The organism is Aliiroseovarius halocynthiae, assembly GCF_007004645.1.
Lineage (GTDB): Bacteria > Pseudomonadota > Alphaproteobacteria > Rhodobacterales > Rhodobacteraceae > Aliiroseovarius > Aliiroseovarius halocynthiae.
In genome coordinates, this window is sequence record NZ_ML660024.1 from 49,783 (window position 1) to 73,533 (window position 23,751).

Consider the following 23,751-nt stretch of genomic DNA (forward strand, 5'->3'; position numbering starts at 1 on the left):
GGTTATGCCTCCTGCGGTTCGTTATCAGTCTCGTCTGCCTCGGCGTCTTCGGCCTTGGCGTCATTGTTTTTCTGACCTTTCAGCGCCGCCCAGAGGCCAATGGCTGCTGCCAGACCAATCAGGATAATCGCCCCGATATGGTCATGTCCTGCGACCTCTCCGATATGGCTGGGGTGGGCAATGGCCGGACCGGCCAGAAGGCCAAGAACAACAAGAGCAAAACGGGTCATGCGGCATCCTTTCACGCATAAAGCGGGCGCAAAGAGGCTGCCTCTTTCGTTCAACGACGCTGTGTCTGATCCCCTATCTGGGTCAATCGTCGACAGCCAACCTCTCTGGCCCCAATGGGCTTCGTTGGGTTTTCTATAGAAAGCACAGGGGGGCGGCGCAATGGGAAAGACGGCACAGAAGGGCCGTTTGGCGACATCCGATCGGGGTTTGGGCGCTAACAGGCGTTACCCGCCCGTGCAGCCGCGAATATCCACGCCACGCCCGGCCGCCAGAACAGTCAGCCGTACATCCGAACGGTTCAGCAAAAACGGCTTGCCCGAGGTTGGCACCAGCTCGGCCACCGTGGTTAGAACCTTACCACTGCGCGCCGTCGACAACGTATTCACCCAAAGCGACGGATCTGAGGTTTCCACCACGACCACCTCGCCGCGTCCAACGCGGGGCATGTCGATCTGGGCGGTCAGGCGCAACCCGTCCTTGGTGGGCTCGATCTGACAAATTGCTTTGCGCAACCCAGCCTCGGATGCGGTGTCGGGACGATCTCTCAGCGCACGTTTGATCTGGCGGGTTTCGCCCCCAGCCTGCGCTGGCAACGTAACCGAAACCCGCGCATCCATCGGCATGCAAACGTCCTTGCAAACGCCAAGGTTCACTTTGCCTTTCAGCGTAATCGGCTTACCCGCTTGCTGCGGTGTCAAACTGATCGGCAGAATCAGGTCATGGGTATAGCCAATGGTCTGCATCCCGGCGGTGTCGAATACCTCGGGCACGGGCCAATGGAAGGTCACACCTTGCAGGTTGCCCGATCCGCGCCAATCCAGACGAGGTGGGATTCCCGCGTCACCGGGGCTGCGCCAATAGGTTTTCCAGCCATCGGCCAGCCGGACACGCAGCGCCGCCATATGCTTGCCCGACGCATCGCGCCAGCCGGGCAGAATGTCGATCTGCGCAATATCCTCGGCCGAAATGGGCGCACCGGATTGCGAGATCGCCGGAGACACCAGCGACACAGCCCCAAGGCAGGCCGCAAGGAAAGCATGTTTAATCTTCATACCGCAATACATAAGCCGCCAGCGCCCAGTGTAAAATCACAAAAACTGGATAAGTTGTGACCACCCCTTGCAATATGCCCGTCGGGTCGCTTTTCTATTTACTATGAGCGACACCAAAAACACCGAAATGAATCTCAGCGGTAAGCTGTTGATTGCCATGCCGGGCATGGGGGATCCACGGTTCGAAAATTCCGTGGTCTTCATGTGCGCCCATTCGCCGGAAGGGGCGATGGGATTGATCGTGAACAAGCCGTCGGCCGAGCTTTCCTTGGGCGACGTACTGACCCAGCTGGACATCGATGCAAGCTCGATCACCAAGGCAGGTAAAGTGTTTTTCGGCGGTCCGGTCGAAGGCGGTCGCGGTTTTGTTCTGCATTCAGGCGAATATAACAACGACGATTCGACGCTGAAAGTGGATGACGAGTTCTCCATGACCGCCACCCGCGACATTCTGGAAGCGATGGCGCATGGCGAAGGCCCGGAAGAGGCGCTGGCCGCTTTGGGCTATGCCGGATGGTCGCCCGGCCAGATCGAGGATGAGATCCAGCAAAATGCGTGGCTGACCTGTGACGCCGAGAAGGCGATTGTCTTTGCGGCAGATGACGACGGGAAATGGTCTGCTGCGCTGGCGCAATTGGGTGTCGATCCACTGCTTTTGTCAGCCGAAGGCGGTCACGCCTAATCGCGATCAGTCACGCGGAGCCGCTGCCCGGCGCAATCGATCATTGATCGCACGTCCCAACCCATGGTCGGGAATAGGAGACACCGCAATCGGTGCGTCCCCCTCGGCATCCAAGCGGTGCAGAAAGCCAAACAGATTCGCCGCAGCCTCGACCAAATCGCCCGAGGGTGACAAGTTCAGTGCGGCATCAACGGGCCCAAACCCCAACAGGCGCTCGCCCTCCAGAACACGTTCGGCATTCAATCGCATCTGCGCATTGGGCGCATAATGCGATGTCATCTGACCCGGAGCGTTAATCGCTGCGCCGTCACCACGCACCGCAAGCGGAGCCCCCAAAGCCGCTTCAAGCGCTTCGACCGGCAAGCCGCCGGGGCGCAGCAGCACGGGCGTGGGTTCGATGCCCACGATCGTGCTTTCCACCCCCACGCCACATGGGCCACCATCCAGCACCGCTTCTATCCGGCCCGACAGCCCATCCAACACATGCTGTGCGGTCGACGGGCTGATCCGGCCAGATGGATTGGCCGACGGTGCCGCCACAGGCACGCCTGCAGCCTCTAGCACCTTTTGCGCCAACGCATGCGCAGGAACGCGGACCGCGACGGTCGGCAAGCCGGCGGACACCAAAGCTGACAAAGGCCCATTGGGTTTCAAAGGCAACACAAGTGTCAACGGCCCCGGCCAGAAGGCGTGCGCCAGATCATGCGTGATCCCAGACAGCTCGGCATATTCCGAAACCGCATCCACCGATGGCAGATGCACGATCAGTGGATTGAAATGCGGGCGGCCTTTAGCTTCAAAAATCCGTGCAACGGCCCGGTCATCCGTCGCATTTGCGCCAAGCCCATAGACCGTTTCGGTCGGGAAAGACACCAGCGCCCCCGCGCGCAGCAATTCGGCGGCGCGGGAAATCCCCCCCGCGTTGTCTTGCAAATGCTCGGTTTTCAACTCGCGTTCAACCATGACGCTGCGTTTTCCTTTGCCCTTCAAATGACCTTCGGTATGGGATCATTAAAGCCCTGATAAGGGTCAATGCCTATGACGCCAAGGATCGAACATGACTTATCGCGCCACAACCGACGACTTTCAATTCCTATTCGATCACATCATTGGCTATGACGACATCTCTGCAACCGACCTGTTTTCTGATGCGCCCAGCGATATGGCAACTGCCGTTCTGACTGAAGCGGGCAAGATGTGCGAAGACAAACTGGCCCCCTCGCACCGTGACGGTGATCTGACCCCCGCCGTGCTGGAAAACGGCGTTGTGCGCACCTCGCCGGGCTTTGCAGACAGCTATCAAGCGATCGCCGAGGGTGGCTGGATCGGCATGGCCGCAGACCCCGAATATGGCGGCATGGGCCTTCCGTTGACGCTGCAAACCGCCGTGAATGACATGATGTCGGCTGCGAACCTATCGCTACAGCTTTGTCCGTTGATGAGCCAAGGCCAGATCGAGGCGCTAGAGCATCACGCCTCGGACGAAATCAAGTCGCTCTACCTGCCCAAGCTGATTTCCGGCGAATGGGCAGGCACCATGAACCTGACCGAGGCGCAGGCCGGGTCGGATGTGGGCGCGCTAACCTCGAAAGCCACAGACAACGGCGATGGCACCTATGCGGTGACTGGCCAAAAGATCTTCATCAGCTGGGGTGACAATGACATCACGGAAAATGTCTGCCACCTTGTTCTGGCACGTCTGCCCGATGGCGTCCCCGGCACCAAAGGCATCTCGCTGTTCCTTGTGCCAAAGTTCATCCCCGATGCCGATGGTAACCCCGGCGAACAGAACGACCTGCGCGTGGTCAGCCTAGAGCACAAGATGGGGCTGCACGGCAGCCCGACCGCCGTGATGTCGTTTGAAGGCGCCAAGGGCTGGATGATTGGCGAGCCGCACAAGGGCATGGCCGCCATGTTCACCATGATGAACAACGCCCGTCTGGGTGTGGGCGTGCAGGGTCTGGGTGCAGGTGAAGGCGCGTATCAGAAGGCTCTGGCCTACGCGCTGGAACGCAAACAGGGCCGCACCCCTCTTGGCGAAAACGGCACCGGCATGATCATCGATTTCGCCGATGTGCGCCGGATGCTGACCCAAATGCGCTGCGAACTGTTCGCCGCCCGCGCCATGGCGCTGTCGCTGTCCAAAGCCATCGACATGGCCACCGCAACGGGTGACGAAAGCTGGAAGGCCCGTGCCGCCCTGCTGACGCCGATCGTTAAGGCATACGGGACCGAGACCGGCATTCTGGTCAGCCATTTGGGCGTGCAAGTTCATGGGGGCATGGGCTTCATCGAAGAAACAGGCGCGGCACAATATTGCCGCGATGTCCGCGTCACCGCGATCTACGAAGGCACCAACGGCATTCAGGCGATGGATCTGGTGGGCCGCAAGATGATGGACGACGGCGAGGCGGCCTTCCGCTTACTGGATGAGATCGAAGCTCAGGCCGAGGGCGCCCGCGCCATGTTCCCCAACATGTCCGAGGCCGTTTGGTCGGCCGCCGAAGACCTGCGCGAAACCGTCGAATGGATGGTCGAGCAAGACGACATGCAGGACCGCTTCGCCGGAGCATTTCCCTTCCTGATGGGCTTCGCTCGCGTTCTGGGGGCGCATTACCATCTGAAATCTGCAATCGCAGAAGGCGGCAAAGGTGCGCGCACGGAACTTGCCCGCTTCCACATCAACCGCCTGTTGCCGGAGCATACCGCGCAATTTGCACAGGCGCGTGCGGGCGCTGCTGGTCTTTATGCACTCAGCCCAGAAGATCTGGCATCATGAGCGGCAAACTGAACTTCCCCTTCCCGGACATCCCGGCCGAAGGGGAAACCATCAAGGTCGCAAAAGGCGTGCTTTGGGCGCGCTTACCGCTGCCGATGGCGCTGGATCATGTGAACGTCTTTGCGTTTGAAGATCCCCCCGAAGAAGGTGGTGGCTGGACCATCGTCGATACGGGCTTTGACACCAAGAAAACCCGCCGCATTTGGGAAAAACTGCTGGCAGGTCCGCTGGGTGGAAAACCTGTGGTGCGTGTCATCGTTACCCATCACCACCCTGACCACGTGGGGCTAGCGGGCTGGTTCCAACGCGATCACGGCGCGGAACTGGTCACGACCCGCACGGCATGGCTCTTCGCCCGTATGCTTCTGCTGGACGAGCAGATGGAGCCGGTGGACGAAACACTCGCCTATTGGCGTGCCGCAGGTATGGACCGCGAGGTTTACGAGAAACGCCTGACCGAACGCCCTTTCAACTATGCCGACATCGTCGCTGACATGCCCCTTGGCTTCAAACGCATTCAGGAAGGCAGCCGCATACATTTTGGCGGGCGCGATTGGGACGTGCGCATCGGCAATGGCCACGCACCGGAACACGCGACACTCTGGTCCACGGACGGGGAACTGGTGATCGGTGGCGATCAACTGCTTGCCACGATCAGCCCCAACCTTGGCGTCTATGCGACGGAACCGGATGCCGACCCGGTGGGCGACTGGCTGGAAGCCAACGAGCGTCTGAAGCAATACGCCACACCCGACCAACTCGTCCTGCCCGGTCACAAACTGCCCTTCACTGGCCTGCCAACACGCATGCGTCAGCTGATCGACAATCACCACAGCGCCCTTCGACGGCTGGAAGAGTTCCTGTCAGAACCGCGCACCGCTGGCGAATGCTTTCCGCCACTGTTCAAACGCGAGATCAAGGGCGGCGAATACGGGCTGGCATTGGTCGAGGCCGTCGGCCACCTGAACCACCTTCTGCACGAAGGCCGCGCCAACCGCACCAAACGCGAAGACGGCGCATGGATGTGGCAAGCTGTATCCAAAGCGCCCAAAGGCTCATCCGCAGGATGAGCCACCCCCAACCGAGAGGCCCATTAGGGACCGATCGGGCGGGAGCCCTTCGCTTGACCCAAAACTCACCCGCGCGCTGGCACAACCTCGTATCCCGGCTCTTCCGGCTCGTCGTCTACCATCTCTGCCGGAAAGCCCGGCGCGGTGATGTCCAGCCCGGTCGCTTCCTCCAACCGGCGAATGATGTCATCCGATTGCGCCCGTTCACCGAACCGCGCAATTCCGTCCTTGAAGATCTCGATCATCAGGGGCGATATTTCCAGCGGCACGCCGGTACGTTCGGCAATGTCCTGAAACAGGCCAATGTCCTTTTTCACCAGATCCATCGTGAACGAGATGTCGCGCGAACCGTTCAGAATCACCTGACTTTCCGTTTCGTGCACAAAAGACGTGCCCGACGAAATCTTGATCGCCTCATAAGTCGTGGCCAAATCCAATCCCGCGGCTTTCATCGTCACCAACGCCTCGCAACAGGTCAGCAGGTTCGCCGTCGCCAGATAGTTGGTCATCACCTTCAGCACTGAAGCTGATCCCAGTTCCCCGGTATGCAACACACGCCGCCCCAGCACAGTCAGGATGGGCAAAACACGTTCAAACGTAGCCCGATCGCAGCCTGCAAAGATCGAGATATTGCCGGTATCCGCCCGATGGCACCCGCCCGAAACCGGACAGTCCACAGCCGCCCCTCCGCGTGCGATAACCTCGGCCCCCAGCCGCTTCACTTCGGCCTCGTCCGTGGTGGACATTTCCAGCCAGATCTTGCCTTCACGAACCTCATCCAGCATCTCGCTGACCACCGCGTTGCAGGCGGCGGGCGACGGAAGGCAGGTGATCACCACGTCACAGCCCCGCATCAGGTCCGCTGGACTGTCTGCAGCCTTGGCCCCGCGCGACACAAACCCGTCGACGAACTCGGAATTCAGGTCCAGCACCGTTAGGTCTTTGCCATTGCGCAACAGGCTTCCCGCCAATTTCCCCCCGACGTTGCCAAGCCCAACAAATCCAATCTTCATGCCAGATCTCCCTAATTTTCGTCAGGTTTTCACCCCATCTGGCAGCTTTCTGTCCCGTTTCCGACATTCCGCCAGTTTTGCATCACTCATAAATTCGTGACGTGACGCCTGCTTCTGGCTGTGCCACTCTTCCCCAAACGCAATCCTAATAAACGGTGTCTTAATGTCTGACGGCGACTCTCAAAAACCCAAAACGCGCCAACCGCGTGCACATACCGCCAATTGCAGCGAATCCGGCCCGGTCGTGGTCGAAGATCAACCGTTGCCCGCGAAAGTGGCTGAAACGCCGGTCGAACAAAAAAGCCCTGCGCAATGGGCCTATGAGCGCCTGATTCTCTATATCAAGAACTTCGAAGAGCAGCTGGACAACGAACACGAGATCGCCATGGGATTTGCTGGCGGCGATGCAGGTGTCTTGCGGATCGAAGGCATCGGCTTTTTCGACCCAGACATCATTACCTATTACGGGTCTGATGGCGAAGGTACGAAAACCCAACTTGTACAGCATGTCAGTCAGTTGTCAGTCATGCTGCGCGCGCTTCCAAAACAGGTGGAAAGCGCCGAACCAAACCGCATCGGTTTTCGCTTGGCTGCACAGCTTGAGGAAGATTAAGCCGCAGGTCACCGCAAATGAAATCCGGGCCGTGACAGAGGCCCGGAAATCCGTTATTCGGTGCAAAACGCAAACTTGAAACAGGATTTGAACAATGGCTGAACACGTGCACGGCACCATGGAAACAGGCGCTCAGGAAAAGACCTATGCAGGTTTTGTCGCGGTCACCAAATGGTCGGTCATCTTCATTCTGGCCGTCCTGGTATTTCTGGCAATCGTCGGCGCATAAGCCGGGCACCAATTTCTAGTTCAGGTTCGAGGGTCCCATGGTTCGATTGCTTGCTGCGCTGTCGTTGATTATTTCACTGGTCGGCTGCGGCGGGGCGGACAATATCTGGGCCAGTGATCAGGCCGTGTCAAACGCCGTATATCGGCATGATGGTCCGCCGACCCTCACCCTGTTCACTGTGATCTCGAAATCCAGCGGGTCAGGGGCGCATTCTGCGCTGATGGTCAATGGATCACAACGCGTGATTTTTGACCCGGCCGGCACGTTCAAGCATCCCAACCTGCCCGAACGGTATGACGTAAAATACGGCATGACTGACAAGGCTGTGGACTTCTATATCGATTACCACGCCCGCATCACCTATGACGTTGTGCGTCAGGATATCGTGGTATCCCCGCAGGTGGCCGAACAGGCACTGAGAGCAGTTCAGCAATATGGTGCTGTACCCAAGGCGCATTGCGGCCAGTCCGTCAGTGCCATCCTGCGCAGTTTGCCCGGCTTCGGCAGCGTCCCGCAGACCTATTTCCCGAAAAAGATCATGGACGCCTTTGGCGAACTTCCTGGCGTACGCGCACAGACCTTTAGCGATAATGACCCGCACAAAGGCGGCAAAATCGTTACACAAGGCCTTTGAGAAGCGCTTTAGCTTAGCAAGAACAATAGACCATAAAGCGTGGCTGCCCCTGACAGGATGGCCGCAAGAACGTTCTTGCTGAAATACCCCACTGCCAAAGTAACCAGCGCGGCACCCAGTCGCGCCGGATCCAAATTTCCACCTGTCGCTGAAGGCCACAACACCAGCGGCGCCACCAGCCCCGGCAGAACGGCAACAGGGGTGTAACGCAAATGGCGCAGCACCCATTCGGGCATCTGACGATCCCCGATCACCCCCAGAAAGCTGAACCGGATCAGGAAGCTGCCAACCGCCATCGCTAAGATGATGAGCCAAACGGTGGTGTGGTTGATCTCGTCCATTATGACGCCCTCCGTTCCAAATACAGCTCTATCTGAGCGCCGACGATCATCGCCCCGATTGCCGCCACCAGAAGACCCGAGCCATAGGGCATCCATGCCATCAACAACGCCAGCACAACCGAGGTGGTCGCCGATGCCACATGTGCAAATGTACGCAGCGCTGGGGCAATCATCGCAAGGAATGTGATCGGCAACGCAAAATCCAACGCGAATTCAGGCGGAACCTGTGCGCCGGCGACCGCCCCCAGATAGCTTGCCCCATACCAGAACGGTGCAAGCGGCGCGACCGTACCCAGATAATACGCAAACCGCTCGGACACGGTCAGCTCGCGCTCCATCTCGAACTTGATTTGCGACAGGGCATAGGCCTGATCCACCATCAAATACGCCACCAACCCGCGCTGCCAGATGGGGGCACTGCCCAGATAGGGGGTCAGCGACGCGCTATACATTGCCATACGCAGGTTGACCGCCAGCGCTGTCAGGATCACGATCACAGTGGGCGCGTTTTCGGTCATCAGCTGGACCGCGGTAAACTGTGCCGCGCCCGCGATAACCAAAATGGAAAAGCCCATAACCTCGGCCACATTCAGGCCAGCTTCGGTTGCGACGACGCCGAACAGTGCGGCAAACGGGATGATCACCAGAAGAAATGGAAGCGCATCGCGCGTTCCGCGCAGGAAATGTCGTTTCGGGTTGGACGTGGTCATGCGGAATTCCTAAGTTACGGATAACGCTTACGGCGTCCTTGCAGGAGTTGCAATTGTCCACCGAACCCTACCTTTCTGAATATCTGATCGCGCCTGACCCCAGCGCTGCACGGCTGACCCGTGCGGTGGCGGGCCATGATGAAACTGGCGCGCCGGTGACCATCAACGTGGTCGAAGAGCGCCCCCTAACCATCTTCCTGAACCGGCGCGAAATCGTGACCGCCATGACTATTGGCGACTATCCCGAATACCTTGCGCTTGGGTTTCTGCGCAATCAGGGGATGCTGTCGACGGATGACCAGATCACGGGCGTCGATTATGATGACGATATCGACACCGTTGTGGTGCGCACAGCGACCGAGACGGATTATGAAGACAAGCTTGCCCGCAAGACCCGCACGTCGGGCTGCGCGGTGGGGACCGTGTTCGGTGACATGATGGAAGGGCTGGACGGGCTGACCCTGCCTGCGACCCCGGTGAAAACCTCGTGGCTGTATGCGCTGTCGCACAAAATCAACCGCACGCCCTCACTGTATCTGGAAGCAGGCGCGATCCACGGCACGGTCCTGTGCGAAGGGGATCGCCCGCTGGTCTATATGGAGGATGTGGGCCGCCACAACGCCGTCGACAAAGTGGCGGGCTGGATGTTGAATCAGGGCGTCTCGGGCGCGGACAAGATCCTTTATACCACCGGGCGTTTGACGTCCGAGATGGTGATCAAAACTGCGCAGATGGGTATTCCCGTGCTGGTCTCGCGCTCCGGTTTCACCGCATGGGGCGTCGAAATCGCGAATGAGGTCGGATTGACGCTGATCGGGCGAATGCGCGGGCAGCGGTTTACCTGTCTGGCCGGGGAAGATCGCCTGATCCGTGACGTCGACCCAGCCCATGCAGGGCATGAAGACCGTAAACACCGCCGCAAAGGGGCAAGCACATGACCCGGCCCCTTGGCGTCATTCTAGCGGGCGGTCTGGCCACCCGCATGGGCGGCGGCGACAAAGGGCGCTTGCCCTTGGGTGACGGCACGCTTCTGACCCATGTCACCGCACGTTTGGCACCCCAGGTGGACGCGATGGCCCTGAACGCGAACGGAGACCCCGCGCGTTTTGCCGACACAGGCCTGCCCGTTCTGGCCGACAGTATTGACGGCTATGCGGGACCGCTGGCAGGCGTATTGGCCGGGCTGGATTGGGCCGCCGAACAGGGCGCAACTCATGTCGTATCCGCCGCTGCCGACACGCCGTTCTTCCCGCGTGATCTTGTGGAGCGCCTGCTGATCGCCGCCCAGCGCGACGGAACCGGAATTGCACTGGCCGCCACGCTTGACCCGCAGCGCGGCGCGATGCGGCAACCGACCTTTGGCCTTTGGCCCGTCGCTTTGCGCGACGACCTGCGGGCAGCACTTGAAAGCGGGTTGCGCAAAGTCGTTCTGTGGACCGACACCCACAACGCCGCGACCGCCAGCTTCCTGCCTGCGCCACACGACCCGTTTTTCAACGTGAATACACCTGACGACCTTGCCCAAGCTGAACAGCTGTTGGAGACCGCCCCATGAAAATCTTCGGCGTCACCGGCTGGAAAAACTCTGGTAAGACCGGGTTGATGGAGCGTTTGATTGCTCATTTCACCGCCGAAGGCCTGCGCGTTTCGACCTTGAAACACACCCATCACGGTGTCGATCTGGAAAAACCCGGAACGGACACGCATCGCCACCGCATCGCTGGCGCGCAAGAGGTCGTATTAGCCTCGTCCGCCCGCATCACAACCTTGCACGAGCTGCGCAGCGATCCCGAACCGCGTCTGGCCGAACTGATCGCGGGCCTGAAACCCTGCGACCTTGTGCTGGTGGAAGGGTTCAAAGGCGCGCCGCATCCCAAGATCGAAGCCCATCGCGTGGAAACGGGCGAAGACCTGCTGGCCCCCGAAAACGACACAATCCGCGCCGTCGCCAGCAATGAAACCCTGCCTGAACTGGACCTGCCGGTTTTCGACTTGAACGACACTGCGGCCATCGCTGCGTTCATCGCAGACCTAACCGGCCTTGCCCCCCGTAAACCCAAGGGTTTGAAGAACGACTGCTTTGCGCTGCCGCCCGGTGTCCACTGGACCCCGGTGGACGAAGCGCTGCAGACACTCCGCGACCGCCTGTCGCCTGTGGTTGGGATCGAAACCGTACCGACAGCAACATCCCGTGGTCGCATCCTTGCAAGTGATCACATGGCGGCACGCTCCAACCCGCCCGGTGCGAACTCTGCTGTCGATGGATACGCTTTCGCCTATGCCGGACTGCCCGAAGGCGACGTGATCGAGTTGCCCCTGATGGAAGAACGCGCCGCAGCAGGTGGCCCGTTCACTGGGACCGTTCCCATGGGCCACGCCATTCGTATCCTGACTGGCGCACTTCTGCCTGAAGGCGTGGACACAGTCGTGCTGCAAGAGGACGTCCAGATCGACGGACGCACTCTGCGCTTCCCTTCAGGTGTCAAACCCGGCGCTAATGCGCGCGCCGCGGGGGAAGACGTCGAGGCTGGCAAGCTGGCCCTGCCTGCGGGTCACAAGATGCGCGCGCCCGATATTGCGCTGCTTTCGGCACTGGGTTTGCCGGACATCCAAGCCTTCAAACGACTGCGCGTCGGCGTCTTGTCCACCGGCGACGAACTGGCCGAGCCCGGCACCACCACCGACACTGCCCGCACATATGACGCCAACCGCCCCATGCTTCTGTCACTGGCCGAGGGTTGGGGCTATACCCCCGTAGATCTGGGCCATGTGGCGGATGACCGCGACGCCCTGCGTGCAGCTTTCGACAAAGCGGCAACACAGGCCGACGTCATCTTAACGTCTGGCGGCGCTTCGGCAGGTGACGAAGACCATGTCTCGGCGTTACTCAAGGAAACCGGATCGCTGCACCACTGGCGCATCGCCATCAAACCCGGCCGCCCGCTGGCGTTGGCGCAATGGAACGGCACACCCGTCTTCGGTCTGCCCGGCAACCCGGTCGCAGCGCTGGTCACCACGCTGATCTTCGCGCGCCCGGCCTTCTCGGTGCTTGCGGGTGGCCCGTGGCGAACCGCGCCCGGCACCATGGTGCCCGCCGCTTTCACCAAATCCAAGAAAGCAGGCCGCCGCGAATATCTGCGTGCACGTCTGAACGAAAATGGCGACGTGGAAGCATTTAAATCCGAAGGGTCGGGGCGCATTTCGGGACTGTCGTGGGCCACGGGGCTGGTCGAACTGCCGGACGACGCCATGGACATCACGCCCGGCACACCGGTCCGCTTCCTGTCCTACGAGAGCCTTGGGATCACCTGAGACTAGTCGCCATGACGCAGCAAACGCTGCTTCTGACGGCCCCAATCCCGCTTGGCTTCGGTCGCACGCTTGTCATGGGCTTTCTTACCCTTAGCAATGCCGACCTTCACTTTCACAAGTCCCTTGTGATTGAAATAGATCACCAGCGGCACAAGGGTCATCCCCTTCCGGCTGGTGGCATTCCACATCTTCGAGATCTCGCGCTTCGACGCCAACAGCTTGCGCTTGCGACGCTCAAGATGGCCCCACGTTATGGCCTGCTTATAGGGCGCGATATAGGCGTTGGTCAGGTACAATTCACCATCTTCAACGGCGACATAGCTTTCGGCAATATTCGACCCACCCTGACGCAGCGATTTCACCTCGGACCCCATCAACACGATGCCGCATTCGATGTCTTCCTCGATCGCATAGTCATAGCGCGCACGCCGATTGTCGGCGATCACTTTATAGTTGGGATCTTCTTTTGCCTTTGCCATGCGCTGGATGTAGGGCGTACGCCCCGAACTGTCCAGACCAACCCCCAAAAAGACAAAGGGCCACGACATTGCGCGGCCCCCTGAGAATTCGGTTATGACTGTTGTCAGATCAGTTGATCAGCCCGGCATGACGCATGGCTGCGTCCAACGCGGCTTTGGTTTCATCCGCCAGACCAACCAACGGCGAACGCACCTCTTCCGAGCAGCGATCCAGTTTGGACAGTGCGTATTTTGCCCCACAGGTTCCCGGCTCCATAAAGATGGCTTTGTGCAGCGGCATCAGCTTATCCGCAATTTCCAGCGCGCGGCCAAAGTCGCCACTTAGCGTGGCAGCCTGCAATTCTGCGCAAAGGCGCGGGGCCACGTTCGCTGTGACCGAGATGCACCCAACACCACCTTGCGCGTTGAATCCATGCGCGGTGGCGTCTTCACCGGACAACTGGATGAAATCCGCGCCGCAGGTCATACGCTGCATCGACACACGGGCCAGATCGCCCGTCGCGTCTTTCACACCCACGATGTTCTTGTGCTTGGACAGCGTGCCCATCGTCTCGGGCGTCATGTCGACGACTGAGCGGCCCGGAATGTTGTAGATCACGATGGGCAGATCGACAGCATCGGCCAGCGTCTGAAAATGCGCGATCAGACCGCGTTGGGTCGGCTTGTTGTAATACGGCGTCACAACCAGACCGGCGGCGGCTCCAACACACTTTGCGTGCTCCATAAAGCGCAGCGATTCGGCGGTGTTGTTCGACCCAGCACCCGCGATGACCGGCACACGCCCAGCGGCAGCGTCGACCACGACCTCGATGACAGCTTCGTGCTCTTCATGCGTCAGGGTCGGGCTTTCGCCGGTCGTCCCCACAGGCACCAACCCGTTCGAACCTTCGTCAATCTGCCAGTTTACCAAGTGTTTGAGCGCGTCGAAATCCACGGCACCGTTCTTGAACGGCGTAACCAGGGCAGGAAGAGATCCTTTGAACATGACACGCTCCATTTTTGTCTGTGTTTCCAATCGCGCTTGCGGGCATTTACTGAATCGCCCCTCAAACGCGGCGGAAACTAGCCGGGTTCGACAGAAATGCCAAGTTTGTGTGTTGCGTGTTAGCGCCACAAAGTTAGGTTTCGCGCATGAACAGGATCAAATCACGTCTTATCCCGGCCCTGACTCTGGTCACGGGTCTGGGTTTTGCCCCGCTTTTCCCTGCAACAGCTCAGGATGCACGGGCTGTTTCTGCCTTTGAAACAGCCATTCAATCCGCACGCAACGGCGATTGGGACACGGCACGCAGCCAAGCCGCCCAAGGTGGAGCGTTGGCGGCTGATATTTTGGAATGGGATCGCTTGCGCCAAAGCAAGGGCAGCTTTGCCGACACCCGCGCCTTTCTGAAGCGCCATCCCGACTGGCCCGGATTGAAACTTCTGCGCAAGCGGTCCGAGAAATCCATCCCTCACAATCATACCCCGTCCGAAGTGCTGGCTTTCTTCGAAATCCAGCCCCCCCAAACTGGTCGCGGCGCGCTGCGACTGGCAGAGGCGCTAAAGGCCAGTGGCAAGCGCGACCAAGCGAATGCACAGATCATTCAGGCGTGGCAGACACTCAGCTTGGACGAAGACGAGCACAGCGCCTTTGTCTCGCGCTATACTGATACACTGAAGCCCCATCACTGGACCCGCGCGGATATGCTGTTGTGGCGCGGAGCGTCCAAAGAAGCCACGCGCATGATGCCACTGCTCTCATCCGGACAACAGGCGCTTACCAAAGCCCGCATCGCACTGCGTAAAAAGCAAAATGGCGTGGATGCGATGATCAAAGCCGTTCCCGCCAGCCTGGCGGATGATCCGGGATTGGCCTATGAACGGTTCCTCTGGCGGGCATCAAAAGGGCGCAATCAGGATGCCGCAGATCTATTGTTGGCGCGATCGACCTCGGCCCAATCACTGGGTGAACCCGAGCGCTGGGGCAGTTGGCGGCGCGTGTTGGCGCGTTGGTCGATGCGGGATGGAAAGAACAAGCAAGCGTACCGCCTTGCGTCCTCGCACCACATTTCCAGCGGGTCGAGCCGTAATGATCTGGAATGGCTTGCGGGCTATGTGGCCTTACGCAAACTAAATGACCCGAAAACCGCAAGCGCACATTTTAAAGCCTTCCAAGCGGGTGTGGAAACCCCGATCAGCCTTGGGCGTGCCGGGTATTGGAACGGACGTGCCTATGAGGCGCTTGGCGACACGATCATGGCGCAGGCCGCGTATGAATTCGGGGCAGAGTTCCAGACCAGCTTCTATGGCCTTCTGGCCGCAGAAAAGGCGGGCCTTCCGATGGACCCACGTTTGACCGGATCGGAACCTTTCCCAAGTCACACACTGGCCCGTTTCTGGGGCGGATCCGTGATGGAGGCCGCCCGCCTTCTGCAAGCGGCGGGCGAGCTTTACTGGGCCGAGCGGTTCTCGGTTCATCTGGCGGAAAGCCTGACCCGAGAAGAGATAGGCCAACTGGCCGCATGGGCGGAAAGTGTGGACGAGCCGCATTTGCAGGTAATGATTGCCAAGCAAGCCGCACGCCAAGGCCACACCATCGCGCGACCCTATTTCCCGACACCCGACATCGGACGCGGCAACCGCACCGTCCCGCGTGCGCTGGAACTGGCCATTGCACGGCGCGAAAGCGAATTTGACCCCTCAGTTGTCTCGGGCGTGGGCGCGCGGGGCTTGATGCAGTTAATGCCCGGCACCGCATCCGACATGGCAAAGCGGTTGGACATGCCTTATTCCAAGGCGCAGCTAACCGAAGACCCAGCCTATAACACACGGTTAGGGTCGGAATATTTGGCCAAGCTGATTGAAGACTTCAACGGCAACCCCGTTCTGATTTCCGTGGGTTACAACGCAGGCCCCGGCAGATCACGAAGCTGGACAGAACGGTTCGGGAATGTGCGGTCTTCGTCTGTCGACATCATCGACTGGATCGAACACATCCCGTTTCGCGAGACCCGCAACTATGTGATGCGCGTAACCGAAAGCCTGCCGGTCTATCGCGCACGGCTGACGGGGAAAACCGAACCGCTGAACCTGTCGAAAGAGCTTAAGAAGTAGAGCGGCGACTGCGGATCAGGGTGAAGATGCCCGCCGATACAACGATCACTGCGCCAATCACAACATTGGTGTGCAAGGTCTCGTTAAAGACCAAGACGCCGATGAAGCTGACGAAGACCAGTTGCAGATAGGCAAAGGGCTGGACAGTACTTGCCTCGGCAAACTCGTAGCATTTGATCAACAGCCAATGGCCCAGCACGCCAGTGCAGCACAGAAGCGCCATCCACGCCCAGTCGCCCGGCGACATGGGCTGCCAGAACCAGACGCCACTTGCAGTCATCACGACCGCACCGATGACACCGGTCCAGAAAAAGCTGGTCTGCGTACTGTCCGTTTTTGCTGCCAGCCGCGTCATCAACCCATAGACGGCGAACATCGCAGCGCCCAGCAACGGGATAATGGCATAGGGCGAAAACACGCCGGATCCCGGTCGCAGGATGATCAAGATCCCGATGAACCCGATGCCAATGGCCGCCCAACGACGCCACCCCACATGCTCGCCCAGCACCCGACCGGACAGGGCGGCCACCATCAGCGGATAGACAGCGAAAATCGCATGGCTTTCCACCAATCCCAGCAATGTGAAGGACAGCACGGTCACGCAAATTTCGAGTGCCAGCAACGCACCGCGGGTGATTTGCAGCCAAGGCCGTGCGGGACGCAGTGCTTGGGCCAGCCCATCATTGCGGTGCGTGATCCAGATGACAAACGCCGCGAAGAACCAATAGCGGATCATCACCACCATCCAGACGTTGTATTCCCCGCCCAAATGGCGCGAGATCCCGTCCTGCATCGCAAAGACGAAGGTCGTGGCCACCATCAGCCAGATGCCGATTTGATTGTTGCGCTCCATTGCGTCCCCTAGGGCCGCAATATGCCGCGGCTCATATGCCGTTTGCGCCCGTATCCGGCAACACGTTCCACGTCGAAACCCGCTGCGTCTAGGGCGCGACGGACAAAACCAGCGGCAGTATATGTCGCAAACGTGCCATTTGGCGCTGTATGTCTGCCGACGTCACGCATCAGGCCCTCGCCCCACAGCTCGGGGTTCTTGGCGGGCGAGAACCCGTCAAGGAACCACGCATCCGCCTTGCCGTCCCACGCGGCAATGGTTTCGCGGGCGTCGCCTTCGATCACCTCGACCGTAAACCCGTCTAAATCAAACCGCCGTGCACCCTGCTCCCATATCGTTAGGAAAGGGCCGGCGACCGCATACGCCTCTGGGAAAGATTGCAGGGCGCGCTCGATGTCGGCAGCCTCCATGGGGAAGGCCTCGAGCGAGGTGAACCCAGCCCCTTCTGGCGACCCCGCCGCACGCCATGCGATGAACGCGGCCAGCATATTCAAACCCGTGCCAAATCCCAGCTCGGCAATCTGGAAGCCGGGGCAATACCGGGTCGCAAGGTCATTGCCCTCAATAAAGACATGCCGCGTCTCGGCCAGCCCGTCTTCCAGCGAGAAATAGGGGTCGTCAAACTGCTCGGCCACCGGCACGCCGCTGTCTTTCCATGTAATCTTGGCTGTCTGGCGCTTTGTCATGATCTGCCCTAGAACGCTGATGAAACCCGCGCGACCATGAAGAAGGAACGGCCCGATGGCAATCGCTGATGTGACAGTTTACGGCGCGGGGATTTTTGGCCTGTCGGTTGCGTGGAGCTGCGCCAAGCGCGGCGCGAAGGTGCGCGTGATTGATCCAAACGGGCCGGGCGCGGGATCATCCGGGGGCTTGGTCGGCGCACTTGCCCCGCATGTGCCAGAACGCTGGAACGCCAAGAAAGCCTTTCAATTCGACAGCCTGATCATGGCCGAAACCTATTGGGCCGAGGTCGAGGCCGTGTCGGGTAAATCCCCCGGCTATGCACGGTCGGGCCGCTTGCAGCCCATCGCGGACGATCGCCTGCTGGAGCTTGCCAAAACCCGCGCGATTGAGGCCGAAACCCTTTGGCAAGGCGAGGCCGTGTGGCAAGTGCGTCCGGCATCGGACTTTCCGGACTGGGCACCAATCAGCCCCACCGGGTTCCTGATCTACGACACGCTAACCGCCCGGATGAGCCCCCGTCGTGCCGGGGCCTCTCTTGTCGCCGCGATCCAAGCAAAGGGCGGTGAGATCGTGACCGATGGCCCGTCAGAAGGAACCGAGGTCTGGGCGACCGGCTGGCAAGGAATGGTCAAGTTGTCCGTGGAACTTGGGAAACCCGTCGGCAACGGCGTCAAAGGCCAAAGCGCGCTTCTGGATTACGACGCGCGGGACATGCCACAACTGTTTGCAGATGCCGTGCACATCATCCCGCACGCGGACGGCACGGTCGCCATCGGGTCCACCAGCGAACGGGGCTTTGACGATCCGTCCAGCTGTGATGATGCGCTCGACGAGGTAATAGATCGCGCCCGTGCCGTCTGCCCTGCCCTGAAAGATGCGCCCGTGATCGAACGCTGGGCCGGTGTCCGCCCCCGCGCCAAATCCCGTGCGCCCATGCTGGGCGAATACCCCTGTCGCCCCGGCGTATTCATCGCCAATGGCGGCTTTAAGATCGGTTTTGGGATGGGACCACGAGTGGGCGAACTAATGGCCGATCTGGTGCTGGAAGGCCGCGACAAGATCCCCGCGGATTTCCGGGTCGAAGCAAGCCTTTAAGTAATCCCCAGACCAAGGCTTCGCTCTTTTTCTTGCCAAAAATATCCCGGGGGTGAGAGCCGCAGGCTCGAGGGGGCAGCGCCCCCTTTCACAGGCCGGAAACTCTAAACCGACGCGCGCAGCTTGGCCATCAGCTTGATCAGATTGGCCTCGTACCGCTCGTTCTTCAGCACACCATGCTCATCGAATTCGCTCGAACTGCCCGCGACGGCGACCTCAGGCCCGATCACAAGGTTCGGCTGAAATGGTGTCATTGCTGCCACCAGACACACCTGCGCCCGCTCTCCGCCTGCACGCCCCGCAGCGGCGGACATTACGGCCACTGGCTTGTCCTCCCATGGCTGCGGCTTCACCCGGCTCACCCAATCCAAAGCGTTCTTCAGAACACCCGTCAGCATCTTGTTGTATTCCGGGGTTGAGATGATCACAGCATCCGCCGCTTTGATCTGAGCCACCAGCTTTGCGACGCTGTCCGGAATGCCCTCTGCCGCCTCAAGATCGCCGTCATAGAGCGGCAGTTTCAGATCTGCCTCGGTATAATCCACGTCGCCATAAAGCCGCGCAGCATTTCGCAGCAAGAACCGGTTGGTTGCGTCTTTACGCAGGGACCCGGACATGCCAAGCAATTGGTGTTTGGACACATGAACCTCCTTCATCACATCCCCAGTCAATTGGGGCGCATTGATGCCGAGGTCAAGACAAGGCAGGAAAGCGAAATGCGTCACGGCGGACAAATTCTGGTCGATCATCTGAAAACCGAAGGCGTCACGCGTGTGTTTTCGGTTCCCGGAGAAAGCTTTCTGGCGGCGCTGGATGGGCTGTATGATAGCGGGATCCAGAACATCGTCTGCCGTCAAGAAGGTGGCGCTGCGATGATGGCCGAAGCGCATGGCAAGCTAACCGGTGCGCCGGGCGTTCTATTCGTAACGCGGGGGCCGGGGGCGACGAATGCGTCCGCTGGTATTCACGTCGCGATGCAGGACGCAACGCCGATGGTAGTCTTTGTGGGTCAAATCGCGCGCGCGCACCGAGATCGCGGCGCGTTTCAGGAAGTGGACTATCGCGCCTTCTTCGGCCCGCTTGCCAAGTGGTCCTGCGAGGTCGACCAGACCGAGCGCCTGCCCGAATACCTTGCCCGTGCCTTCCACGTGGCCCGCACGGGGCGTCCCGGCCCTATCGTGATCGCCCTGCCTGAAGATATGCTCAGCGACGTGGCCGACGTGCCGGATCGCCCGGCAGTGCCGGCCACACAGGGCCGTGTCTCCAGCGCGGACGCGGGTGCGATGCTGGCAGCGATCGAGACCTCGGCGCGTCCGCTTTTGATCGCGGGTGGACCGGGTTGGGATGCCCATACGGGCGCGGACCTTATGGCGTTCGCCGCCCAAAACGCCCTGCCCGTCGCCACCGCCTTTCGCCGCCAGGACTATGTCGATAATCGCCACCCAAACTATGTCGGAGACCTCGGACTTGGTATCAATCCGGGCCTGAAAGCCATGTTCGACCAAGCCGACACGCTAATCGTTCTGGGCAGCCGCTTGGGTGACATCGTGACAGGCAGCTACGAGATGTTGGACCCAATGCAGACAGGGAAACGCATCATCCATGTCTATCCTTGCGCCGAAGAACTGGGCCGCGTCTATCACGCAGATCAAACCGTGCTGGCCACGGGGCCAGCGGCGACTTCAGCACTCACAGAACACCCCGCGCTGTCTGCCACGCCATGGGCGGACTGGGCACAACAGGGCCGCGCCGCCTATGACGCGTTCCAAACCCCGGTCGAGACGCCCGGCCCGGTCAAGCTTGAGCGTATCATGCACTGGCTGTCGGACACCCTGCCGAACAACACGATTATGACCAACGGAGCTGGAAACTACGCCACATGGCTGCACCGTTACTTCAGGTTCAAAGAATACGGAACGCAACTGGCGCCCACGTCAGGATCCATGGGCTATGGCTTCCCCGCGGCGGTCGCGGCCAGCCTTCAGCACCCGGATCGCACGGTCATCGCATGGCTTGGGGACGGTGAATTTCAAATGACCCTGAACGAAATGTCGACCGCCGTGCAGCACGGTGCCAAACCCATCGCGATCATCGTGAACAATGGACGCTACGGAACTATCCGGATGCATCAGGAACGCACCTATCCGGCGCGTGTGTCGGGCACGGAAATGACAAACCCTGACTTCGCCGATCTGGCCCGCGCTTACGGGGGCCACGGCGAAACCGTCACCAAGGACGAGGATTTCGAAGCGGCTTTCCGGCGCGCAGAGGCTTCAGGGAAACTGGCTGTGATCGAGCTGGTCGTGGATCAGCAGGTCGCCACGCCGGGCCTGACTTTGGACCAACTGCGCGCGCAAGGAGAGGAAGGATAGGGTTCCGACCGAAGGGCCTGCGGACTTTTGTCCTTACCCTTCTGTCGGGGTGGGGGCGCCTCGCTTCGCTCGGCGCGGTTGCACACCACCTGAAACAGGTGCGCCAGCCGCGCGCAGCGCGGCCACCGACAGCGTGCAGAGGCGTGAGCCGAGGCACCCTTCGCCTTGGATCAGCGATGATCTTAGCCCTTGGGCATCTCCATCAGTTCAGCCAGATGGATCGTTCCCATCTGGATAAAGCTGTTCTCACTGGCAATCGCCAAGGCGCTTTCCGCATCAGACGCGTTTATCACGCAAAAGCCCATCATCGGCTGCTTGAACCCTTCGCGGTGGCCATCGCCATCCACGGTCCATTGTGCTTTGAAAGGCGTCTCGGGCATCTCGAACACATCCGCGTATTTCGCAATCCAAGCCTTATACGCGGCTTGCATCTCGGCCTTCTTGTCGTCTGGCACATCCGTCGGCTCGTGATAGGCCATGTAAAATCTCGGCATCGTTTCTCCTCCCGTTTATAGGATCAGTATTCGACCCCAATCTGCGCTTTGATGCCCGACCGGAACGGGTGCTTCACCAATTCCATTTCGGTCACCAGATCAGCGATCTCAATCAAATCGTCCGAAGCATTGCGCCCAGTCAAAACCACATGGGTCATGTCAGGCTTTTCTTCGACCAGAAACTTCACAACCTCGTTGATGTCGACATAGTCATAGCGAATGGCGATGTTGATTTCGTCCAGCAGCACCATCTTGTTGGCCGGGTCGCGGATCAGCTCTTTCGATTTTTCCCATGCGGCCTGCGCCATTTCGATATCACGCGTGCGGTCCTGCGTCTCCCAGGTAAAGCCCTCGCCCATCGTGTAGAATTCACAGATATCGCTGAATTTGGCGTTGATCAGATCACGCTCGCCGCAATCCATGCCGCCCTTGATGAACTGCACAACGGCACATTTCATATCTGCCGCAATACAGCGGAAGATCATCCCGAACGCGGCCGAGCTTTTGCCCTTGCCCTTGCCCGTATGTACGATGATCAGACCCTTCTTGTCGGTCTTCGTCGCCATGATCTTGTCACGGGCAGCTTTCTTCTTTGCCATCTTCGTGGCGTGGCGATCGGGATCTACGGTCATTCTGGCCTCACTTCTGACTGTCCGTCCACTGTGAAAGCACACGCCCCCAGATGCAAGAGCGGGCGCCCCGAAAATCAGGACGCCCGCCTATTTTGGCCACCGTGAGTGGCGTATTACTCGGCTGGTACCGCCGAGCTTTCGTCGCGGCCAAAATGCTGTTTGTTCAGACGAACAACCAAGGCAATCATGGCGAACTGGAAAGCTATGGCAATGGCGGAAATCACCCAGTACATGACCGAGAACTTGTCAATCACACCGGCTTTGACCAGACCCGAGTTCAAGAAGAAGTGCAGCAGAACTGACAGGGCGACACCTGGGCAGACCAGCGCATAGGAACCGGGCGAAGTTTCGTTGCCGAAGACAAAGCTTTTCCAGTACCCAACGCGCGACAGCACCACCAGACCCAGCAGACCAAACAGAACTTGGACAGCGATCAGACGGGCAAGGAACACCATGGTTTCGGCAGCCGAACCGTGGACATCAAACGTGGCATGCAGGCCGTGGTTTTGACGCATGAACATGATGCCCAGAATTGTCATCAGCGGGATAACGATCATCAGCGTCGGCGCGGCTTCTTTGGCGGTCCCGTGATGCAGCATCGAGTTGAATGCAGTGAACAGGGCCAAAGCGGCATAGACGATGGCAGCCGTCCCAAAGAAAGTCGAACCCACCAGTGATACACCCACCACGATGGTGTTAGAGCTCATGGCCGCGGGGGCAGCAAAGCCCACAGCAGTCATGGCCAGCGCAAAGGACGGCAGCATCTGGGCAAAGCTGTTGTGTGCGGTCACGTCGAACACGCCGCCTTGGGACAAGACGCGGCCCAGGAAGTCACCGATATAGCTCAGCGCCAGAATGCCGATGGCCAGGAAGGCGGCCATGGCGAAGGGGAACAGGTATTCCACGATCGACCACAGGCCGGGCACGAAAACCAGTCCGGCAACGAACATGCCGTTCACGCTCATCGCCAGCGCCAGCGGCATGGCAAGGATGGTGGTTTCGGCGTTCGAGTTCTTCAGTGCTGAATAGCCTTCGGTTTTACGGAAGGCCGAGAAGCTTTTCAGGTTCCAGATCAGGTATTTCAGGTTCAAGAAGACCATCGCGGCGATACCGACCCACGCGACGATGATGGCGGTTTGCAGCCCCATCGCCCCGGTGGTGAATGCGGCCATGATATCTTCAAAAACCGGGACCGGTTTGCCTGGATGTTTCACCCAGAACATTAGGTACATGAAGAAGGTGACCGACAGGCCACCGGCCCCGACCGAGGCCAGAAAGTAAAGCGGCGAATATTTATCCGCGGGACGAGAGGTTTGCATCGGATTGCTCCATTCATATTCGTTTTCTTGAATATCTTATAATTGCAAATGCAACAGTTTG

At 59.7% G+C, this 23,751-nt stretch carries 26 protein-coding genes; 12 read left to right on the top strand and 14 right to left on the bottom strand.

What is annotated here, in order from left to right:
• Window positions 1-2: 2 nt before the first annotated feature.
• Complete coding sequence (locus FIL88_RS13505) at window positions 3-230, bottom strand: DUF6732 family protein (RefSeq protein ID WP_142854410.1); 228 nt, start codon at window positions 228-230, stop codon at window positions 3-5.
• Between the two features lie 225 nt (window positions 231-455).
• On the bottom strand, window positions 456-1,283 hold the full coding sequence (locus FIL88_RS13510) for a protein-disulfide reductase DsbD domain-containing protein (RefSeq protein ID WP_185960947.1): 828 nt from the start codon (window positions 1,281-1,283) through the stop codon (window positions 456-458).
• Window positions 1,284-1,386: 103 nt separating this feature from the next.
• On the opposite strand from FIL88_RS13510, the gene FIL88_RS13515 reads away from it, so the two are divergent.
• Window positions 1,387-1,965 (top strand): YqgE/AlgH family protein, encoded by a 579-nt coding sequence (locus tag FIL88_RS13515; RefSeq protein ID WP_142854412.1) that lies wholly within the window; start codon window positions 1,387-1,389, stop codon window positions 1,963-1,965.
• 6 nt (window positions 1,966-1,971) lie between these two features.
• Here the strand turns inward: FIL88_RS13515 and FIL88_RS13520 are convergent, their stop codons facing one another.
• Complete coding sequence (locus FIL88_RS13520) at window positions 1,972-2,928, bottom strand: L-threonylcarbamoyladenylate synthase (protein ID WP_142854413.1); 957 nt, start codon at window positions 2,926-2,928, stop codon at window positions 1,972-1,974.
• Between the two features lie 94 nt (window positions 2,929-3,022).
• Between FIL88_RS13520 and FIL88_RS13525 the strand changes: the two genes are divergently transcribed.
• Together FIL88_RS13525 and FIL88_RS13530 are read left to right on the top strand one after the other, a co-directional pair.
• Window positions 3,023-4,744, top strand: coding sequence for an acyl-CoA dehydrogenase (locus tag FIL88_RS13525; protein WP_142854414.1), 1,722 nt, complete (start codon window positions 3,023-3,025; stop codon window positions 4,742-4,744).
• Window positions 4,741-5,814 (top strand): MBL fold metallo-hydrolase, encoded by a 1,074-nt coding sequence (locus tag FIL88_RS13530; protein WP_142854415.1) that lies wholly within the window; start codon window positions 4,741-4,743, stop codon window positions 5,812-5,814. Before FIL88_RS13525 ends, FIL88_RS13530 begins: the two co-directional genes overlap by 4 nt.
• A 65-nt stretch (window positions 5,815-5,879) precedes the next feature.
• On the opposite strand, the gene FIL88_RS13535 is transcribed toward FIL88_RS13530, so the two are convergent.
• Window positions 5,880-6,827, bottom strand: a complete 948-nt coding sequence (locus FIL88_RS13535) for an NAD(P)-dependent oxidoreductase (RefSeq protein WP_142854416.1) — start codon at window positions 6,825-6,827, stop codon at window positions 5,880-5,882.
• A 163-nt stretch (window positions 6,828-6,990) separates the two neighbouring features.
• Between FIL88_RS13535 and FIL88_RS13540 the strand changes: the two genes are divergently transcribed.
• From FIL88_RS13540 to FIL88_RS13550, 3 genes are all read left to right on the top strand, one after another.
• The gene (locus FIL88_RS13540; protein WP_221931158.1) at window positions 6,991-7,440 is read left to right on the top strand and encodes a DUF6173 family protein; all 450 of its coding nucleotides are present in this window, start codon (window positions 6,991-6,993) and stop codon (window positions 7,438-7,440) included.
• A gap of 94 nt (window positions 7,441-7,534) precedes the next feature.
• A complete protein-coding gene (locus FIL88_RS13545; protein WP_142854417.1) occupies window positions 7,535-7,669 on the top strand; it encodes an aa3-type cytochrome c oxidase subunit IV in 135 nt (44 codons plus the stop codon).
• Between the two features lie 37 nt (window positions 7,670-7,706).
• Complete coding sequence (locus tag FIL88_RS13550) at window positions 7,707-8,303, top strand: hypothetical protein (RefSeq protein ID WP_142854418.1); 597 nt, start codon at window positions 7,707-7,709, stop codon at window positions 8,301-8,303.
• An 8-nt stretch (window positions 8,304-8,311) separates the two neighbouring features.
• On the opposite strand, the gene FIL88_RS13555 is transcribed toward FIL88_RS13550, so the two are convergent.
• Entirely contained in the window at window positions 8,312-8,644 is a 333-nt protein-coding gene (locus FIL88_RS13555) for an AzlD domain-containing protein (protein ID WP_142854419.1), read from the bottom strand.
• Complete coding sequence (locus FIL88_RS13560) at window positions 8,644-9,354, bottom strand: AzlC family ABC transporter permease (RefSeq protein ID WP_142854420.1); 711 nt, start codon at window positions 9,352-9,354, stop codon at window positions 8,644-8,646. Before FIL88_RS13560 ends, FIL88_RS13555 begins: the two co-directional genes overlap by 1 nt.
• Before the next feature lie 47 nt (window positions 9,355-9,401).
• Here FIL88_RS13560 and FIL88_RS13565 point away from each other — a divergent pair, with 47 nt between their 5' ends.
• From FIL88_RS13565 to FIL88_RS13575, 3 genes are read left to right on the top strand one after another with little or no spacing between them, the layout of a single operon-like run.
• Entirely contained in the window at window positions 9,402-10,292 is an 891-nt protein-coding gene (locus FIL88_RS13565; protein ID WP_407642369.1) for a formate dehydrogenase accessory sulfurtransferase FdhD, read from the top strand.
• Window positions 10,289-10,909, top strand: a complete 621-nt coding sequence (mobA, locus tag FIL88_RS13570; protein ID WP_142854422.1) for a molybdenum cofactor guanylyltransferase MobA — start codon at window positions 10,289-10,291, stop codon at window positions 10,907-10,909. Before FIL88_RS13565 ends, mobA begins: the two co-directional genes overlap by 4 nt.
• Window positions 10,906-12,666 carry a bifunctional molybdopterin-guanine dinucleotide biosynthesis adaptor protein MobB/molybdopterin molybdotransferase MoeA gene (locus FIL88_RS13575; RefSeq protein ID WP_142854423.1) on the top strand — a complete coding sequence of 587 codons (1,761 nt, stop codon included), beginning with the start codon at window positions 10,906-10,908 and terminating at the stop codon, window positions 12,664-12,666. Before mobA ends, FIL88_RS13575 begins: the two co-directional genes overlap by 4 nt.
• 2 nt (window positions 12,667-12,668) lie before the next feature.
• Here FIL88_RS13575 and smpB read toward each other — a convergent pair whose 3' ends face one another.
• Both smpB and dapA read right to left on the bottom strand, forming a co-directional pair.
• On the bottom strand, window positions 12,669-13,145 hold the full coding sequence (gene smpB, locus FIL88_RS13580; protein ID WP_142854503.1) for an SsrA-binding protein SmpB: 477 nt from the start codon (window positions 13,143-13,145) through the stop codon (window positions 12,669-12,671).
• Window positions 13,146-13,254: 109 nt separating this feature from the next.
• Window positions 13,255-14,130, bottom strand: coding sequence for a 4-hydroxy-tetrahydrodipicolinate synthase (gene dapA / locus FIL88_RS13585; RefSeq protein WP_142854424.1), 876 nt, complete (start codon window positions 14,128-14,130; stop codon window positions 13,255-13,257).
• 146 nt (window positions 14,131-14,276) lie between these two features.
• Here dapA and FIL88_RS13590 point away from each other — a divergent pair, with 146 nt between their 5' ends.
• A complete protein-coding gene (locus tag FIL88_RS13590; RefSeq protein ID WP_142854425.1) occupies window positions 14,277-16,238 on the top strand; it encodes a lytic transglycosylase domain-containing protein in 1,962 nt (653 codons plus the stop codon).
• On the opposite strand, the gene FIL88_RS13595 is transcribed toward FIL88_RS13590, so the two are convergent.
• Both FIL88_RS13595 and mnmD read right to left on the bottom strand, forming a co-directional pair.
• Window positions 16,228-17,091, bottom strand: a complete 864-nt coding sequence (locus tag FIL88_RS13595) for a DMT family transporter (RefSeq protein WP_142854426.1) — start codon at window positions 17,089-17,091, stop codon at window positions 16,228-16,230. The genes FIL88_RS13590 and FIL88_RS13595 overlap by 11 nt on opposite strands.
• Window positions 17,092-17,099: 8 nt before the next feature.
• Window positions 17,100-17,777, bottom strand: coding sequence for a tRNA (5-methylaminomethyl-2-thiouridine)(34)-methyltransferase MnmC2 (gene mnmD, locus FIL88_RS13600; RefSeq protein WP_142854427.1), 678 nt, complete (start codon window positions 17,775-17,777; stop codon window positions 17,100-17,102).
• 55 nt (window positions 17,778-17,832) lie between these two features.
• On the opposite strand from mnmD, the gene FIL88_RS13605 reads away from it, so the two are divergent.
• Window positions 17,833-18,873, top strand: a complete 1,041-nt coding sequence (locus FIL88_RS13605) for an NAD(P)/FAD-dependent oxidoreductase (RefSeq protein WP_142854428.1) — start codon at window positions 17,833-17,835, stop codon at window positions 18,871-18,873.
• Window positions 18,874-18,977: 104 nt separating this feature from the next.
• Here FIL88_RS13605 and FIL88_RS13610 read toward each other — a convergent pair whose 3' ends face one another.
• The gene (locus tag FIL88_RS13610; RefSeq protein WP_142854429.1) at window positions 18,978-19,514 is read right to left on the bottom strand and encodes an NADPH-dependent FMN reductase; all 537 of its coding nucleotides are present in this window, start codon (window positions 19,512-19,514) and stop codon (window positions 18,978-18,980) included.
• A gap of 75 nt (window positions 19,515-19,589) precedes the next feature.
• Here FIL88_RS13610 and FIL88_RS13615 point away from each other — a divergent pair, with 75 nt between their 5' ends.
• Window positions 19,590-21,245 (top strand): thiamine pyrophosphate-binding protein, encoded by a 1,656-nt coding sequence (locus FIL88_RS13615; RefSeq protein WP_142854504.1) that lies wholly within the window; start codon window positions 19,590-19,592, stop codon window positions 21,243-21,245.
• 182 nt (window positions 21,246-21,427) lie between these two features.
• Here the strand turns inward: FIL88_RS13615 and FIL88_RS13620 are convergent, their stop codons facing one another.
• From FIL88_RS13620 to FIL88_RS13630, 3 genes are all read right to left on the bottom strand, one after another.
• Window positions 21,428-21,739, bottom strand: a complete 312-nt coding sequence (locus FIL88_RS13620; RefSeq protein WP_142854430.1) for a YciI family protein — start codon at window positions 21,737-21,739, stop codon at window positions 21,428-21,430.
• 23 nt (window positions 21,740-21,762) lie between these two features.
• On the bottom strand, window positions 21,763-22,371 hold the full coding sequence (cobO, locus tag FIL88_RS13625; RefSeq protein ID WP_142854431.1) for a cob(I)yrinic acid a,c-diamide adenosyltransferase: 609 nt from the start codon (window positions 22,369-22,371) through the stop codon (window positions 21,763-21,765).
• A 113-nt stretch (window positions 22,372-22,484) separates the two neighbouring features.
• Window positions 22,485-23,690 (bottom strand): TsoY family (seleno)protein, encoded by a 1,206-nt coding sequence (locus FIL88_RS13630; RefSeq protein ID WP_142854432.1) that lies wholly within the window; start codon window positions 23,688-23,690, stop codon window positions 22,485-22,487.
• Window positions 23,691-23,751: the final 61 nt, after the last annotated feature.